The sequence below is a fragment of the Erwinia pyri genome, from assembly GCF_030758455.1.
In the GTDB taxonomy this organism is placed as follows: domain Bacteria; phylum Pseudomonadota; class Gammaproteobacteria; order Enterobacterales; family Enterobacteriaceae; genus Erwinia; species Erwinia pyri.
Genome location: NZ_CP132353.1, coordinates 331,342 through 347,450 on the forward strand (window position 1 = coordinate 331,342; position 16,109 = coordinate 347,450).

16 protein-coding genes are annotated in these 16,109 nt (G+C 56.8%); 14 read left to right on the top strand and 2 right to left on the bottom strand.

Annotation, left to right across the window (positions count from 1 at the left end; all coding sequences use genetic code 11):
- Positions 1–62: 62 nt before the first annotated feature.
- From livH to ugpQ, 9 genes are all read left to right on the top strand, one after another.
- Complete coding sequence (gene livH, locus Q3V30_RS01520; RefSeq protein WP_306209811.1) at positions 63–989, top strand: high-affinity branched-chain amino acid ABC transporter permease LivH; 927 nt, start codon at positions 63–65, stop codon at positions 987–989.
- Positions 986–2,260 carry a high-affinity branched-chain amino acid ABC transporter permease LivM gene (locus Q3V30_RS01525; protein ID WP_306209813.1) on the top strand — a complete coding sequence of 425 codons (1,275 nt, stop codon included), beginning with the start codon at positions 986–988 and terminating at the stop codon, positions 2,258–2,260. Before livH ends, Q3V30_RS01525 begins: the two co-directional genes overlap by 4 nt.
- Positions 2,257–3,021 carry a high-affinity branched-chain amino acid ABC transporter ATP-binding protein LivG gene (gene livG, locus Q3V30_RS01530; protein WP_306209815.1) on the top strand — a complete coding sequence of 255 codons (765 nt, stop codon included), beginning with the start codon at positions 2,257–2,259 and terminating at the stop codon, positions 3,019–3,021. Before Q3V30_RS01525 ends, livG begins: the two co-directional genes overlap by 4 nt.
- 1 nt (position 3,022) lies before the next feature.
- The gene (livF, locus tag Q3V30_RS01535) at positions 3,023–3,733 is read left to right on the top strand and encodes a high-affinity branched-chain amino acid ABC transporter ATP-binding protein LivF (RefSeq protein WP_306209817.1); all 711 of its coding nucleotides are present in this window, start codon (positions 3,023–3,025) and stop codon (positions 3,731–3,733) included.
- 189 nt (positions 3,734–3,922) lie between these two features.
- A complete protein-coding gene (ugpB, locus tag Q3V30_RS01540) occupies positions 3,923–5,242 on the top strand; it encodes a sn-glycerol-3-phosphate ABC transporter substrate-binding protein UgpB (protein ID WP_306209819.1) in 1,320 nt (439 codons plus the stop codon).
- A gap of 203 nt (positions 5,243–5,445) precedes the next feature.
- Positions 5,446–6,333, top strand: a complete 888-nt coding sequence (ugpA, locus tag Q3V30_RS01545) for a sn-glycerol-3-phosphate ABC transporter permease UgpA (RefSeq protein WP_306209821.1) — start codon at positions 5,446–5,448, stop codon at positions 6,331–6,333.
- Positions 6,330–7,175, top strand: coding sequence for a sn-glycerol-3-phosphate ABC transporter permease UgpE (ugpE, locus tag Q3V30_RS01550; protein WP_306209824.1), 846 nt, complete (start codon positions 6,330–6,332; stop codon positions 7,173–7,175). Before ugpA ends, ugpE begins: the two co-directional genes overlap by 4 nt.
- Before the next feature lie 3 nt (positions 7,176–7,178).
- Positions 7,179–8,252 carry a sn-glycerol-3-phosphate import ATP-binding protein UgpC gene (locus Q3V30_RS01555; RefSeq protein WP_306209825.1) on the top strand — a complete coding sequence of 358 codons (1,074 nt, stop codon included), beginning with the start codon at positions 7,179–7,181 and terminating at the stop codon, positions 8,250–8,252.
- Positions 8,252–8,992 carry a glycerophosphodiester phosphodiesterase gene (ugpQ, locus tag Q3V30_RS01560; RefSeq protein WP_306209826.1) on the top strand — a complete coding sequence of 247 codons (741 nt, stop codon included), beginning with the start codon at positions 8,252–8,254 and terminating at the stop codon, positions 8,990–8,992. Before Q3V30_RS01555 ends, ugpQ begins: the two co-directional genes overlap by 1 nt.
- A 2-nt stretch (positions 8,993–8,994) precedes the next feature.
- Here ugpQ and Q3V30_RS01565 read toward each other — a convergent pair whose 3' ends face one another.
- A complete protein-coding gene (locus Q3V30_RS01565; RefSeq protein WP_306209827.1) occupies positions 8,995–9,303 on the bottom strand; it encodes a DUF2756 domain-containing protein in 309 nt (102 codons plus the stop codon).
- 174 nt (positions 9,304–9,477) lie between these two features.
- On the opposite strand from Q3V30_RS01565, the gene ggt reads away from it, so the two are divergent.
- Positions 9,478–11,205: a gamma-glutamyltransferase gene (ggt, locus tag Q3V30_RS01570; protein WP_428979276.1), complete on the top strand. Its 1,728-nt coding sequence runs from the start codon at positions 9,478–9,480 to the stop codon at positions 11,203–11,205.
- A gap of 102 nt (positions 11,206–11,307) precedes the next feature.
- Here ggt and Q3V30_RS01575 read toward each other — a convergent pair whose 3' ends face one another.
- Complete coding sequence (locus tag Q3V30_RS01575) at positions 11,308–11,808, bottom strand: GNAT family N-acetyltransferase (protein ID WP_306209830.1); 501 nt, start codon at positions 11,806–11,808, stop codon at positions 11,308–11,310.
- A 351-nt stretch (positions 11,809–12,159) separates the two neighbouring features.
- On the opposite strand from Q3V30_RS01575, the gene Q3V30_RS01580 reads away from it, so the two are divergent.
- From Q3V30_RS01580 to gntU, 4 genes are all read left to right on the top strand, one after another.
- Positions 12,160–12,855 (top strand): pirin family protein, encoded by a 696-nt coding sequence (locus Q3V30_RS01580; RefSeq protein ID WP_306209831.1) that lies wholly within the window; start codon positions 12,160–12,162, stop codon positions 12,853–12,855.
- 95 nt (positions 12,856–12,950) lie between these two features.
- Complete coding sequence (gntR, locus tag Q3V30_RS01585; protein ID WP_306209832.1) at positions 12,951–13,946, top strand: gluconate operon transcriptional repressor GntR; 996 nt, start codon at positions 12,951–12,953, stop codon at positions 13,944–13,946.
- A gap of 254 nt (positions 13,947–14,200) precedes the next feature.
- The gene (gntK, locus tag Q3V30_RS01590; protein ID WP_306209833.1) at positions 14,201–14,734 is read left to right on the top strand and encodes a gluconokinase; all 534 of its coding nucleotides are present in this window, start codon (positions 14,201–14,203) and stop codon (positions 14,732–14,734) included.
- Between the two features lie 10 nt (positions 14,735–14,744).
- Positions 14,745–16,085, top strand: coding sequence for a gluconate transporter (gene gntU / locus Q3V30_RS01595; protein WP_306209834.1), 1,341 nt, complete (start codon positions 14,745–14,747; stop codon positions 16,083–16,085).
- The last annotated feature ends 24 nt before the right edge of the window (positions 16,086–16,109 follow it).

Genomic DNA, 16,109 nt, shown 5'->3' on the forward strand with positions numbered 1-16,109 from the left:
ATCGCTCCCGGACGTTTTTTTCATTCTCTCCGCCGATGCGGATAGAAGTAAGGTACCAGGGTATGTCCGAGCAGTTTCTCTATTTCCTGCAGCAAATGTTCAACGGCGTGACGTTGGGCAGCACCTATGCGCTGATCGCTATCGGTTACACGATGGTTTACGGCATTATTGGCATGATCAACTTCGCCCACGGCGAGGTCTATATGATCGGCAGCTACGTCTCGTTTATCGTCATCGCCGCGCTGATGATGATGGGCATTGATGTCAGCTGGATGCTGATTGGCGCCGGATTTATTGTCGCCATTGTGATTGCCAGCGCCTACGGCTGGAGCATTGAGCGTGTGGCTTACAAGCCCGTGCGCTCGTCAAAACGCCTGATCGCGCTGATCTCCGCCATCGGGATGTCGATCTTTCTGCAAAACTACGTCAGCCTGACCCAGGGATCGCGCGATCTGGCGCTGCCAAGCCTGATTACCGGGCAGTGGACGCTGGGCGAAAGCAACGGCTTTGCCGCCACCATCTCCACCATGCAGGTGGTTATCTGGGTGGTGACCTTCCTTGCGATGCTGGCGCTGACGCTGTTTATCCGCTACTCCCGCATGGGCCGCGCCTGTCGTGCCTGTGCAGAAGACCTTAAAATGGCCAGCCTGCTGGGCATTAACACCGACCGCGTGATCTCCCTGACGTTTGTGATTGGCGCCGCGATGGCGGCGGTGGCTGGCGTGCTGCTGGGGCAGTTCTACGGCGTGATCAATCCCTACATCGGCTTTATGGCCGGTATGAAGGCCTTTACTGCCGCCGTACTGGGCGGTATCGGCAGTATTCCCGGCGCGATGCTGGGCGGCCTGATCCTGGGCATTGCTGAAGCGTTAACCTCTGCCTATCTCAGTACTGAATACAAAGATGTGGTCTCATTTGCGTTGTTGATTGTGGTGCTGCTGGTGATGCCAACCGGCATCCTGGGCCGCCCGGAGGTTGAGAAAGTATGAAACAGCTCAGCCTGCTTAACGCCATCGCTTCCTCGCTGATGCTGGTGGTGCTGGCCGCGTTCTTTATGGGGATGCGGCTGAATCTCGACGGCACGCATCTGGTAGTCAATAACGCCGGAAGCGTACGCTGGAACTGGATTGCCCTTGGGGCCGCCGTGGTATTTTTCTTCCAGCTGCTGCGCCCTCTGATGCAGAAAGGCCTCAAGAAAATCTCTGCTCCGGCGCTGGTGCTGCCAGGCATTGATGGCTCCACGCCAAAACAGAAGCTGTTTATGCTGCTGCTGATTATCGCTGCGGTCGCCTGGCCTTTCCTGGTCTCCCGCGGCACGGTTGATATTGCCACGCTGACGCTGATCTACGTCATGCTCGGCCTGGGGCTGAACGTGGTGGTGGGCCTGTCCGGCCTGCTGGTGCTGGGATATGGCGGCTTCTATGCCATCGGCGCCTACACCTTTGCGCTGCTGAACCACTATTACGGTATGAGCTTCTGGGAGTGCCTGCCGTTAGCGGGGCTGGTGGCCGCGATGTTTGGCCTGCTGCTGGGCTTCCCGGTGCTGCGCCTGCGCGGCGACTATCTGGCGATCGTCACGCTTGGCTTCGGGGAGATCGTCCGTATTCTGCTGCTGAACAATACCGCCATCACCGGCGGCCCCAACGGCATCAGCCAGATCCCCAAACCTTCGCTGTTTGGTCTGGAATTCAACCGCAGCGTGCGCGACGGCGGCTGGGATACCTTCCACAACTTCTTTGGTCTGAAGTATGACCCCAGCGACCGCATTATCTTCCTCTATATGGTGGCGCTGCTGCTGGTGGCGATCACGCTGTTTGTGATCAACCGCCTGCTGCGTATGCCGCTGGGCCGGGCCTGGGAAGCGCTGCGTGAAGATGAAATTGCCTGCCGCTCGCTGGGGCTCAGCCCAACGCGCATTAAGCTGACGGCGTTCACCATCAGCGCCGCGTTTGCCGGTTTTGCCGGGAGCCTGTTTGCTGCACGTCAGGGATTTGTCAGCCCTGAATCGTTCACCTTTGCCGAGTCCGCATTTGTGCTGGCGATTGTGGTGCTGGGGGGAATGGGGTCGCAGTTTGCGGTTATCCTGGCGGCGGTGCTGCTGGTGGTTTCCCGCGAGCTGATGCGCGATCTGAATGAATACAGCATGCTGGTGCTGGGTGGCCTGATGGTACTGATGATGATCTGGCGTCCGCAGGGGCTGCTGCCGATGAAGCGACCTCATCTGAAGCTGAAGAGTGTGGAAAAAGGAGAGCCGTCATGAAGCCGCTGTTAGCCGTAAATGGCCTGATGATGCGCTTTGGCGGCCTGCTCGCCGTAAACAACGTTGAGCTGGAGCTGCGCCAGAAAGAGATTGTGTCGTTAATCGGCCCAAACGGCGCCGGTAAAACCACCGTATTTAACTGCCTGACCGGTTTTTATCGTCCCACGGGCGGCAGCATTATGCTGGGCGACAGGCAGCTTGCGGGTCTGCCAGGGCAGAAAATTGCCCAAATGGGCATCGTGCGGACCTTCCAGCACGTCCGTTTGTTCCGTGAAATGACGGTGATTGAAAATCTGCTGGTGGCGCAGCATCAGCATCTGAAAAGCGGCGTGTTTGCCGGGTTGCTGAAGACGCCTGCGTTCCGTAAGGCGGAAAGCGATGCGCTGGATCGGGCTGCCGCCTGGCTCGATCGCGTTGGCCTGCTGGAGATGGCGAATCGTCAGGCGGGGAACCTTGCTTACGGCCAGCAGCGCCGCCTGGAAATTGCCCGCTGCATGGTCACCCGACCAGAGATCCTGATGCTGGATGAGCCTGCCGCCGGCCTGAACCCACGAGAAACGCACGAGCTGGATGAGCTGATTGCGGAGCTGAGAGGCGAACACAACGTCTCGGTACTGTTGATTGAACATGATATGAAACTGGTAATGGGTATTTCAGACCGTATTTACGTGGTTAACCAGGGAACGCCGCTGGCCAACGGCACGCCGGAAGAGATCCGCAATAACCCGGACGTGATCCGCGCCTACCTGGGAGAAGCCTGATATGAACCCGATGCTTTCACTGGAGAACGTCAGCGCGCACTACGGCAAGATCCAGGCGCTGCACAACGTCAGCCTGCAGATCAATCAGGGCGAAATAGTGACGCTGATTGGCGCAAACGGCGCAGGCAAAACTACCCTTCTGGGTACGCTTTGCGGCGAACCGCGCGCCACTCAGGGCTCGATTACTTTTGATGGTAAGGCGATTACCGAGTGGCAAACGGCGCGCATTATGCGTGAAGCGATTGCGATTGTCCCGGAAGGTCGGCGCGTATTTTCCCGCATGACCGTGGAAGAAAACCTGGCGATGGGCGGCTTCTTTGCCGATCGCCAGCAGTATCAGACGCGGATCAAGCGGGTTTATGAGCTGTTCCCGCGCCTCTATGAGCGCCGCGTGCAGCGTGCCGGTACCATGTCGGGCGGTGAGCAGCAGATGCTGGCGATAGGCCGCGCGCTGATGAGCCAGCCGCGCCTGCTGCTGCTGGACGAACCTTCGCTGGGACTGGCGCCGATTATCATTCAGCAGATTTTCGATACCATTGAACAGCTGCGTCAGGAGGGGATGACCATCTTCCTGGTGGAGCAGAATGCCAATCAGGCGCTGAAGCTGGCAGACCGGGGCTACGTGCTCGAAAACGGCCACGTGGTGCTGGAAGATACCGGCGACGCGCTGCTGGCCAACGAAGCGGTGCGCAGCGCCTATCTGGGCGGCTGATGTAAAAGGCCGGGGCTGACGCGCCCTGGCCTCCTTTCCGCTCCTCTGTAACCCCGGTTTCCCGTCATATGGCTGTCACCTTCCCGTCATAAGTCCGTTATTTTTCTGTCATTTTTCCATGTCATGTTACCTCCCGAACAATAAAAATGCGCGAGATCGCGCGAATGACACCGGGCACAGGAAACCGATATGACATCGTTCTCATTCCGTAAAACCACACTTTGCATGGTACTGGGATTGACCTTAAGCGGTCACGCTCTAGCAGCCACTGAGATCCCTTTCTGGCACTCAATGGAAGGCGAGCTGGGCGTGGAAGTGGATTCACTGGCAAAACGCTTTAACGAATCTCATCCCGATTACAAAATCGTGCCAACCTACAAAGGCAATTATGAGCAGAGCCTGGCAGCAGGTATTGCCGCCGTGCGCTCTGGTAAAGCGCCCGCTATTTTACAGGTTTATGAAGTGGGTACGGCGACCATGATGGCTTCTAAAGCTATCGTGCCGGTTTACGATGTCTTCAAAAATTCTGGCGTTGAGTTTGATGAGAAGCAGTTCGTGCCGACCGTGGCGGGCTATTACAGCGATGCGAACGGCCACCTGATCTCTCAGCCGTTTAACAGCTCCACGCCGGTGCTCTATTACAACAAAGACGCCTTCAAAAAAGCGGGCCTGAACCCGGATCAGCCGCCAAAAACCTGGCAGGAGCTGGAGAAGGATGCCGCTGCGCTGCGTAAAGCCGGCATGAACTGCGGCTACGCCAGCGGCTGGCAGGGCTGGATCCAGATCGAAAACTTCAGCGCCTGGCATGGTCTGCCGGTGGCGACCAAAAACAACGGCTTTGACGGCACTGACGCGGTTCTGGAATTCAACAAGCCGGTGCAGGTGCGTCACATCGAAATGCTGCAGGAGATGAACAAGAAGGGCGAGTTCACCTACTTCGGCCGTAAAGATGAGTCCACCGCCAAGTTCTATAACGGCGACTGCGCCATCACCACCGCCTCTTCCGGTTCGCTGGCGGATATCCGCCATTACGCCAAATTCAACTACGGCGTCGGCATGATGCCTTACGACGCAACCGTACCCAGCGCGCCGCAGAACGCCATTATCGGCGGGGCAAGCCTGTGGGTGATGAAAGGCAAAGATGCGGATACTTACAAAGGCGTTGCCGAGTTTATGAAGTTCCTGGCAGAACCGGAAATCGCTGCGGAATGGCACCAGAAAACCGGCTATCTGCCGATTACCACCGCCGCCTATGAGCTGACCCGCAAACAGGGCTTCTATGACAAGAACCCGGGCGCGGATACCGCTACCCGTCAGATGCTGAACAAACCGCCACTGCCGTTCACCAAAGGTATGCGCCTGGGCAACATGCCGCAGATCCGTACCATTGTGGATGAAGAGCTGGAGGGCGTCTGGACCGGCAAGAAAACCCCGCAGGCTGCGCTGGATAGTGCGGTAACCCGTGGAAACCTGCTGCTGCGTCGCTTCGAGCAGACGGTTAAGCAGTAAGCCAGATCGCTCTCCTTGCTGGCTGGGTTCAAACCAGCAGCAAGGAAGTGATGGAGCGGTAACAGGAGCGTCAGCCGCAGGGAGGCGGCTGTCAGGCCGCCAGGGATGGATCTTCCGGCGTTCTGCTTCCTGCCGCTTTCACCGGCGGCCCGTTTCTCTTTTTGCCGTTAAACCTCGCCGTTTACCTATTTCAGAGCGACCCTATGTCTTCTTCCCGTCCCGTATTTCGCTCGCGCTGGCTGCCTTATCTGTTGGTGCTGCCGCAGCTGCTGATTACGATTATTTTTTTCCTCTGGCCTGCCGGTGAAGCGTTGTGGTATTCGGTGCAGAGCGTCGATCCTTTTGGCCTCTCCAGCACCTTTGTCGGCATGGAAAACTTCAGACGCCTGATGGGGGATGAGTACTATCTCGACTCTTTCCTGACCACCCTGATCTTCAGCGGCCTGGTCACGGTCATTGGCCTGGTGGTCTCGCTCTTTTTCGCCGCGCTGGTGGATCACGTACTGCGTCTTAAACGCTTCTATCAGACGCTGTTTCTGCTCCCTTATGCGGTAGCGCCCGCCGTGGCCGCCGTGCTGTGGATGTTCCTGTTCAGTCCTGGCCTGGGGTTAATTACCCATTTCCTGCGACTGATTGGCTATGACTGGAACCACGCGCAGAACAGCGGCCAGGCGATGTTGCTGGTGGTACTGGCCTCCGTCTGGCAGCAGATGAGCTACAACTTTTTATTCTTCTTTGCCGCGCTGCAATCCATTCCGAAATCGCTGACCGAAGCGGCCGCCATTGATGGTGCCGGGCCGGTACGGCGCTTTTTCCAGCTCTCTCTGCCGCTGATTACCCCGGTCGGCTTCTTCCTGGTGGTGGTGAACCTGGTTTACGCCTTCTTCGATACCTTCCCGGTGATTGATGCCGCTACGGGCGGCGGGCCGGTGCAGTCCACTACCACGCTGATTTATAAAATTTATCGTGAAGGTTTTGCCGGGCTCGATCTCTCTTCATCCTCTGCACAGTCGGTGGTGCTGATGGTGCTGGTGATTGTTCTGACGGTGATCCAGTTCCGCTACGTTGAGAAAAGGGTGCGTTATCAATGATTGAGAACCGTCGCGGGCTGACCATTTTCAGCCATACCCTGCTGGGGTTGGGCATTCTTACCGTGCTGTTTCCGCTCTATGTCGCTTTTGTGGCTGCCAGCCTCAGCAACAGTGAAGTGTTTCAGGTGCCGATGACGCTGATCCCCGGCACGCATCTGCTGGATAACATGGCGAATATCTGGCAGCACGGCGTAGCGCAGAACAGCGCGCCCTTTGGCCGGATGCTGATGAACAGTGCCATCATGGCGCTGAGCATTACCGCCGGAAAAATCACCGTATCGATCCTCTCAGCCTTTGCGCTGGTCTGGTTTCGTTTTCCGCTACGTTCGCTGTTTTTCTGGATGATTTTTATCACCCTGATGCTGCCGGTTGAAGTGAGGATTTTTCCCACGGTGGAGGTAATTTCCAACCTTAACATGCTCGACAGCTACAGCGGCTTAACGCTGCCGCTGATGGCATCGGCCACCGCTACCTTTCTGTTTCGCCAGTTCTTTATGACCTTACCGGACGAGCTGATTGAGGCGGCGCGCATCGACGGCGCCACTCCAATGCGCTTCTTCTGGGACATTGTGCTGCCGCTGTCGAAAACTAACCTGGCTGCGCTGTTTGTGATCACCTTTATCTACGGCTGGAACCAGTATATGTGGCCGCTGCTGATTATCAGTGAAGCCGATCTCGGCACGGCCGTGGCCGGTATTCGCAGCATGATTGGTAACGGTGACGGATCGACCCAATGGAATCTGGTGATGGCGGCGATGCTGCTGACCATGATCCCGCCCATTGTGATTGTTTTAGTGATGCAGCGCGCCTTCGTTCGCGGGCTGGTTGAGAGCGAGAAATAAGTTATGGCAGGCGTAAAACTTCAGGCCGTTACCAAATCCTACGACGGTAAAAACCAGATTATTCAGCCGCTGGATGTCGCTATCCGCGACGGTGAGTTCATGGTGATGGTGGGGCCTTCAGGCTGTGGAAAATCCACCCTGCTGCGCATGGTCGCCGGGCTGGAGCAGGTCACCAGCGGCGATATCTATATCGACAGCCAGCGCGTAACCGATCTTGAGCCAAAGGATCGCGGCATTGCGATGGTATTCCAGAACTATGCGCTCTATCCGCACATGAGCGTGGAGCAGAACATGGGCTATGGCCTGAAAATCCGCGGTATGGGTAAAGAGCATGTCCGTCAGCGGGTGCTGGAAGCGGCGAAAAGTCTGGAGCTGGAGCCGCTGCTGCATCGCCGTCCGCGTGAGCTTTCCGGCGGACAGCGCCAGCGCGTGGCGATGGGCAGGGCAATTGTCCGCGAACCGGCGGTATTCCTGTTTGATGAACCGCTCTCGAACCTGGACGCGCGTTTGCGCGTGCAGATGCGCCTTGAGCTGCAACAGCTGCATCGCCGTCTGAATACCACCAGCCTTTATGTCACGCACGATCAGGTGGAAGCGATGACGCTGGCGCAGCGGGTGATGGTGATGAACAAAGGCGTGCTGGAGCAGCTGGGGACGCCGGTGGAAGTGTATGAGCGTCCGGCCACGCGCTTCGTTGCCAGCTTTATCGGCGCGCCCTCAATGAACCTGATGGAAGGAGAGCTGAACGACGATGGCACCCGTCTGACGCTTTCAGACGGTTTTGTGGTGCCATTAGCGCAAGCCAAAGCGCGCTGGGCAGAACGTGCATTGACGTTAGGCATCCGGCCGGAGCATATTAAGCTCGCCACACGGCAGGCTGGCGGATTGCCGCTGGTGATTGAGACGCTGGAAATGCTTGGCGCAGACAATCTGGCGCACGGCAGGTGGGGCGGCCACAGTGTTGTGGTGCGTCTGCCGCACAGCGAGCGTCCGGCACCGGGCAGCACGCTCTGGCTGCATCTGCCGGCGGAATCGCTACACTTCTTTGATACTTCTACAGGACAACGGCTCGAATAATGAACAAAGCCTGGCCTTACCCTAAGATTGTCGCGCACCGCGGCGGCGGAAAGCTGGCACCGGAAAATACGCTGGCTGGCATTGATGTCGGGGCGAAACTGGGCCACAAGATGATTGAATTTGACGTCAAGCTCTCGCAGGATGGCGAAATATTCCTGCTGCATGACGACACGCTGGAGAGAACCAGCAACGGCTGGGGAGTGGCGGGGCAGCTGCCGTGGGCAAAACTGGTTCAGCTGGATGTGGGCGGCTGGTATAGCCGACACTTTGCTGACGAACGTCTGCCGTTACTGGCGCAGGTTGCCGCGCGCTGTGCGGCCTATCAGATGATGGCCAACATTGAAATCAAACCCACCACCGGGCTGGAAGCGGAAACAGGGCGTGCGGTCGCCCTGGCCGCCAGGGATCTCTGGCACACGGAAACGACACCGCTGCTCTCTTCGTTCTCTTATGCCTCGCTGCAGGCAGCTAAAGAAGCCGCGCCGGAGCTGCCCCGCGGGCTGCTGCTGCATGAATGGCATGAGAACTGGCAGGAGATGACAGACGCGCTGGAGTGCGTCTCGATCCATTTCAATCACAAGGTGCTGACGGAACAGCGCGTGGTGAGCCTGAAGCAAGCCGGACTGCGCATTCTGGTTTATACGGTTAACAGCCCTGAACGGGCAAGGAAACTGCTGAAGTGGGGTGTCGATGCGATCTGTACTGACGCCATCGACACCCTGGGCCCTGATTTTAGCTGAACTTAATTGGTGTTGTTATTGCCGTTGTTCTGCTGAACGGGCGGCATACTGCCCGAGCCGGGCTGGGACTGCAACACGCGCTGGGAAGCGCTGTTGCGCTGCTCCTGCACTTTACGCTGCATCTGCTGGGTCTGTTGCTGCTGATCCTGCTGCAGTTTGAGTTTTTGCTGGGTCTGCTGCGTCTGCATCTGCTGCTGCGTACGCTGGGTGCTGGGGTTATAACCCGGCTGATTGGGTTGATTGCTGTTATTCAACATATTTGCCATGCCGCTCAGCGGCACCAGTGCGGCAAAAATAACTAACCATTTCATAAACTGCCCTCCTTATTTCTTTCCTTAAGTGTACGACACGCTCACAAAACGGGTGCCAGGAGTTGCCTGAATTTCTTTGTCGCCTCGCCTTTTCTCTTATTTCGTACACACTTAACAGCGGTAAACAAACGTAAATAATACTAACAAGAGGTGAAGATGACAGGACAGGGCAAGATGACGCGGTTTGCGGGGCTGACGCTCGGGCTGTTGCTGTGGCAGGGTGCGTACGCCGCTCCTGCCGCACCGGCGGTCTCTTATGGTGTGGATGCCGATACGTTTCATCCCGTTAAAGAGCAGCATGGGATGGTCTCTTCAGTCGATGCCACCGCTACGCAGGTAGGGGTGGAGATCCTCAAACAGGGTGGTAATGCCGTTGATGCGGCAGTTGCCGTGGGCTATGCGCTGGCGGTAACCCACCCTCAGGCGGGCAATCTGGGCGGCGGCGGCTTTATGATGCTGCGCACCGCCTCTGGCCGCACCACCGCCATCGACTTCCGGGAAATGGCACCAACCCGCGCCAGCCGCGATATGTTCCTGGATGCGCAGGGCAACGCCGACAGCAAAAAGTCGCTGACCAGCCATCTGGCTTCCGGCGTGCCGGGTACCGTTGCCGGTTTCGCTCTGGCGAACAAAGAGTACGGCACGATGCCGCTGAGCCGTCTGATCCAGCCCGCCATAAAGCTGGCGAGCAAAGGGATTGTGGTGAACGAAGCGCTGGCGGACGATCTGAAGGTCTATGGCAAGGAGGTGCTGATTACCCATCCCAACAGCAAAGCCATTTTCTATAAGCAGGACGGCATGCCTTACAGCCGCGGCGAAACGCTGGTGCAGCGTAATCTTGCCCACAGTTTAGAACTGATTGCGAAACAGGGGCCGGATGCTTTTTATAAAGGCGAAATCGCTGACCAGATTGACCAGGAGATGGCGGCCCACGGCGGGCTGATCGGTAAAGAGGATCTGGCGAAATACAAAGCCGTTGAGCGTAAACCCATTAGCGGAACCTATCGTGGGTATGAAGTCTTCTCCATGCCACCGCCCTCTTCAGGCGGCATTCATATCGTGCAGATCCTGAATATCCTTGAGAACTTTGACCTCGCGAAGATGGGCTTCGGCAGCGCGGATGCTCTGCAGGTGATGGCAGAAGCGGAAAAATATGCCTATGCCGACCGGTCGGAATATCTCGGCGATCCGGACTTTGTGAAGGTGCCGTGGCAGGCGCTGACCAGCAAGGCCTATGCAAAATCGCTGGCGCAGCAGATAGATGTTAACAAAGCGCGCCCCTCTGCAGAGATTAAACCCGGCAAGCTGGCTCCTTACGAGAGCAATCAGACCACCCATTTCTCGGTAGTGGATAAGCAGGGCAACGCGGTCGCCGTGACCTATACGCTGAATACCTATTTCGGCAGCGGCATCGTGGCGGGCAGCAGCGGCATTCTGATGAATAATGAGATGGATGACTTCTCGGCCAAGCCGGGTACGCCAAACGTTTATGGGCTGGTTGGCGGAGAAGCCAACGCCGTGGGGCCTTACAAACGTCCCCTCTCGTCGATGTCGCCCACTATTGTGGCGAAAGAGGGCAAAACCTGGCTGGTAACCGGCAGCCCTGGCGGCAGCCGCATCATTACCACCGTGCTGCAAATGGTGGTGAACAGCATCGATTACGGGATGAACATTGCGGAAGCGACCAATGCGCCGCGCTTCCATCATCAGTGGTTGCCTGACCAGCTACGCGTAGAGAAGGGCTTCAGCCCCGATACGCTTAAACTGCTGGAAGCCAGAGGGCAGCATGTGAAGGTTCTGCCTGCCATGGGCAGCACGCAAAGCATTATGATTGGACCGGACGGCATGCTCTATGGCGCATCAGATCCCCGCTCGATTGATGATTTAACGGCGGGCTACTGAATCAGCCGGTTGATGAGTTAACCGCAAGTGAACAGCGCTGACAGTTTTAAAAGGCATTCCTGATATCGGGAATGCCTTTTATATGCTGGCTCTCTGCCAGAGTCAGCTCTTATCTTTCAGGCGGGCCATATAGAGCGCATCCACCTGCCTGCCGTCGCGCACGGCGAAGCGGCGGGCGACGCCTTCAGTAACAAAGCCAAATTTTTCATACAGCGCTATCGCCGTGGCGTTGTCAGCAAACACCGTCAGTTCGATACGAGCCACTTCCAGCCAGCTGTCGCACAGGCTGATCATCTCCTGCATCAGCGCTTTCGCCACGCCTTTACCGCGATAATCGTAATCCACAGCAATCCCGAACGAGGCCGTATGGCGGCGGCGCGCGCGGCTGTTGACTTCCAGCGTCAGGTCGCCGACCACTTTACCTTCAATACAGGCGACCAGGCGATGCAAACCTGCCTGGGAAACCGCCGCGCGATCCTGCCAGACTTTGAGCGCCGGATGGGGAAGCTGTAGCGTATCGCGGTAAGTTTCAGGCTGGCTCATCATGCGGTGCAGCGCTTCTGCATCGCCTGGTTCGGCATGACGTATCACGATCTCACTCATTTCCTTGCTCCCTCTCTGTAAGTAATCCTCTTTAAGATCAGGGCCTTTAGCGGATAAATCAAGCAAAAAAACACTTTACAAGTGCGAATGATAATGATTATTATTGTCATGCGTTCCCGGCATGGGCTTCACGGACCAGCGGGAAAGCACGACATTGCTCACATTGCTTTCAAGTATTATTTAGCCAGCTCGGGTGCTGGCTTTTTTTTTGCCTGCCCTTTGTTCAGTCTGAAAACTTATCCAAACCCCGCGCCATTAATCGAATATTTTGAACAGAGGAGACAATTTTCTCCGCTATCATCCCCACGTGTTCAGGTCCAGACTATGTGAAAACGTTGAGGAGAATTGAACATGATTTACTTACGCAAAGCAGAAGATCGCGGTCACGCCAATCATGGTTGGCTGGACAGCTACCACACATTTTCTTTCGCCAACTACTACGATGCCAATTTCATGGGCTTCTCGGCGTTGCGCGTGATTAATGAAGATGTGATCGATGGCGGACAGGGTTTTGGTGCCCATCCCCATAAAGATATGGAAATTCTGACCTACGTGCTTTCCGGTACGGTTGAGCATGAAGACAGCATGGGTAACAAAGAGCAGATCCCGGCGGGTGAGTTCCAGATTATGAGCGCCGGTACCGGCGTCCGTCACTCTGAGTACAATGCCAGCAAAGAGGTGCCGCTGCATCTGTACCAGATCTGGATCATTCCGGAAAAAACCGGCATTGAGCCTCGCTATGCCCAGCGCCGCTTTGACGATGTGCAGGGCCGCCAGCTGGTGCTGTCACCGGATGCCCGTGACGGTTCACTGAAAGTATTCCAGGATATGACGCTTTCCCGCTGGGTGCTGAAACAGGGTGAGCAGGGCACCGCAGAGGTGGAAGCTGGACGCCGTATCTGGATCCAGGTCGTGAAAGGTGATGTCACCGTTAACGGTGAGAAAGCCTCTACCAGCGATGCTTTCGCCATCTGGGATGAAAATGCTCTGGCGATTGAAGCCGGAAGCGATACTGAAATCCTGCTGTTTGATCTGCCCGCAGTTTAACTTCGTCACACTTTGGGTGCGGTTTTCCGCACCCTTCACCGTTTTCCTGTCATTTTTGTTACACTCAGCTTATCTCTCCCCAATCCCTGACGATAATGAAGAAAAAAAGACCGGTATTACAGGACGTTGCCGATCGTGTGGGCATCACTAAAATGACCGTCAGCCGCTATCTGCGCAACCCCGATCAGGTCTCTGTCGCGCTACAGAGCCGCATTGCCGAGGCGCTGGATGAGCTGGGCTATATTCCCAATAAAGCACCGGATATTTTATCCAATGCCACCAGCCGGGCGATTGGTGTACTGCTGCCGTCGCTCACTAACCAGGTTTTTGCCGATGTGCTGCGGGGCATTGAAGCGGTGACGGACGCGGCCGGCTATCAGACCATGCTGGGCCACTTTGGCTACAGCGCGGAAAAGGAAGAGCTGCAAATTCGCTCGCTGCTGGCCTGGAATATCGACGGGCTGATCCTTACCGAGCGAACGCATACGCCAGCCAGCCTGCGGATGATCGAGACGGCCGGCATCCCGGTGCTGGAGATGATGGACTCCGTTTCACCCTGTCTGGATATGGCGGTGGGCTTTGACAATGTTGAAGCGGCGCGGCAGATGACACACGCCATTCTTAAAAAAGGGTACCGCCACACCGTTTATCTGGGCGCCAGGCTTGACGAGCGAACGCTGCTGAAGCAGCAGGGCTACGAGCAGGCGATGCGGGAGGCGGGCTTAGCGCCCCACAGCATTATGATGGAAGAAGCCTCCTCTTTCTCAATGGGAGCAACCCTGTTTCAGGAAGCCCAGCGGCGCTATCCCGCGACCGACAGCCTGTTCTGTACCAACGATGATCTGGCTGTAGGCGCCATGTTTGAGTGCCAGCGCCAGGGATTACGCGTACCGCAGGAGATGGCGATAGCGGGTTTTCACGGCCATGATATTACTCAGGTAGTCACGCCTGAACTGGCAACGGTGGTGACGCCGCGTGAAAAAATGGGCAGTGAATCCGCCGCGCTGCTGCTGGCCCGTATTCGCGGCGAGCAGAGAGAGGCGAGTCAGGTGGATGTCGGGTTTACCATTTCCGAAGGTGGCAGCATCTGAGTACGCGTATCTGAGAGGGTTTCGGGGAGAGTCAGCAAAAGGATTTCCCGCTATTGCACGCCTGAAGGGAAAATTTGACCCTTTGTGCCCCGACGACTCTGAAACGCTCATTTTTTTGAACCACCTCACAAATACCCACTTTTTCCCGCCCAGCTGTTGCCTTACTGCATGGCCGTCCAGACAATGTTACCGATAACAAATTGGGCTGAAGCTGCACGGTCTTCTCCCTGGACTCTCTGCCGGAGCATAAATAAATGAAAACCACCCCCTCGTCCCACCACGTCTTCGTGCTGATGGGCGTATCAGGAAGCGGCAAATCAGCGGTTGCCAATGCCGTTGCCTATCAGCTGAAAGCGGCGTTCCTCGACGGGGATTTTCTTCATCCTCGCGCTAATATCCAGAAAATGTCTGAAGGGCATCCTCTGAACGATGAGGATCGCAGGCCCTGGCTACAAGCTATCAACGATGCGGCGTTTGCCATGCAGCGCACCAATGATATTTCGCTGATTGTCTGCTCCGCGCTGAAAAAGCAATATCGCGACATCCTGCGTAAAGGCAACGATAACCTCTCCTTTGTCTATCTGAAGGGCGATTTTGACACCATCGAATCCCGCCTGCGTGCGAGAAAAGGTCACTTCTTCAAGCCGCAGATGCTGGTCACGCAATTTGAAACGCTTCAGGAGCCGGGTCTTGATGAAGGCAACGTTCTGATCGTCGATATTAACCAGACGCTGGATGAGGTTGTGGCCGATACCATCGCCACCATCGAAGGTGCGATCAAAAAATAAGTTGGATGTAATGGCTACTGCAACACTGGTTTTAACGGCAGCAGGTTCCGTGTTACTGCTGCTGTTCCTGGTGATGAAAGCTCGGATGCACGCTTTTGTCGCCCTGATGTTAGTCTCCGTCGGTGCCGGGATCTTCTCCGGCATGCCCCTCGATAAAATTGCGGACACCATGCAAAAAGGCATGGGTGGCACGCTGGGTTTCCTCGCGATTGTGGTGGCGCTGGGCGCCATGTTCGGCAAAATCCTGCATGAAACCGGGGCGGTCGATCAGATCGCTATCAGGATGCTGAAGACCTTCGGCGAAAGCCGCGCGCACTATGCGATGGGCATCGCCGGGTTAATCTGCGCCCTGCCTCTCTTCTTTGAGGTGGCGATAGTGCTGCTGATCAGCATTGCCTTTGCCGTGGCTCGCCGCACGCACGACAACCTGGTTAAGCTGGTGATCCCGCTGTTTGCCGGGGTTGCCGCCTCTGCCGCCTTCCTGCTGCCCGGACCTGCGCCGATGCTGCTGGCGTCCCAGATGCATGTCGATTTTGGCTGGATGATCCTGCTGGGCCTCTGCGCCGCTATCCCCAGCATGCTGATTGCCGGTCCGCTGTTCGGCAACTTTATCAGCCGCCATGTGGAGTTCACGCTGCCAACGGAAGCTTCGCACCCTGATTTTGATGAGAACAAGCTGCCTTCGTTTGGCTTCAGCCTGTCGCTGATCCTGTTTCCGCTGGTGCTGGTAGGGCTGAAAACCATCGGCGCGCGCTTTACCGAACAGGGCACCACGCTCTATCAGTGGCTGGAATTTATCGGCCATCCGTTTATTGCCATTCTGCTGGCCTGTCTGGTAGCCATGTATGGCCTGGCTTACCGTCAGGGCATGGATAAAGAGCGCGTCATGCAGATTTGCGGCAGCGCGTTGCAGCCTGCGGGCATTATCCTGCTGGTGATTGGCGCGGGTGGCGTGTTCAAGCAGGTGCTGGTGGATTCAGGCGTAGGCCCGGCGCTGGGTAACGCGCTGACCGGTGCCGGCCTGCCGGTTGCGCTGGCCTGCTTTATTCTGGCGGGGGCGGTACGCATCATTCAGGGATCGGCTACCGTAGCCTGCCTGACGGCAGTTGGCCTGATTATGCCGGTGATTGAACCGCTGCATTACTCAGGCGCGCAGATGGCGGCGCTTTCCATCTGTATTGCCGGCGGCTCCATTATCTTCAGCCACGTCAACGACGCAGGCTTCTGGCTGTTTGGCCGCTTCACGGGCGCAACCGAAGCGCAAACGCTGAAGACCTGGACGATGATGGAAACCCTGCTGGGCACCGTGGGCGCCGTTGTCGGGATGATCGCTTTCGAGCTTTTATCCTGACGACTGAAGGGGCGCGGCATCGCG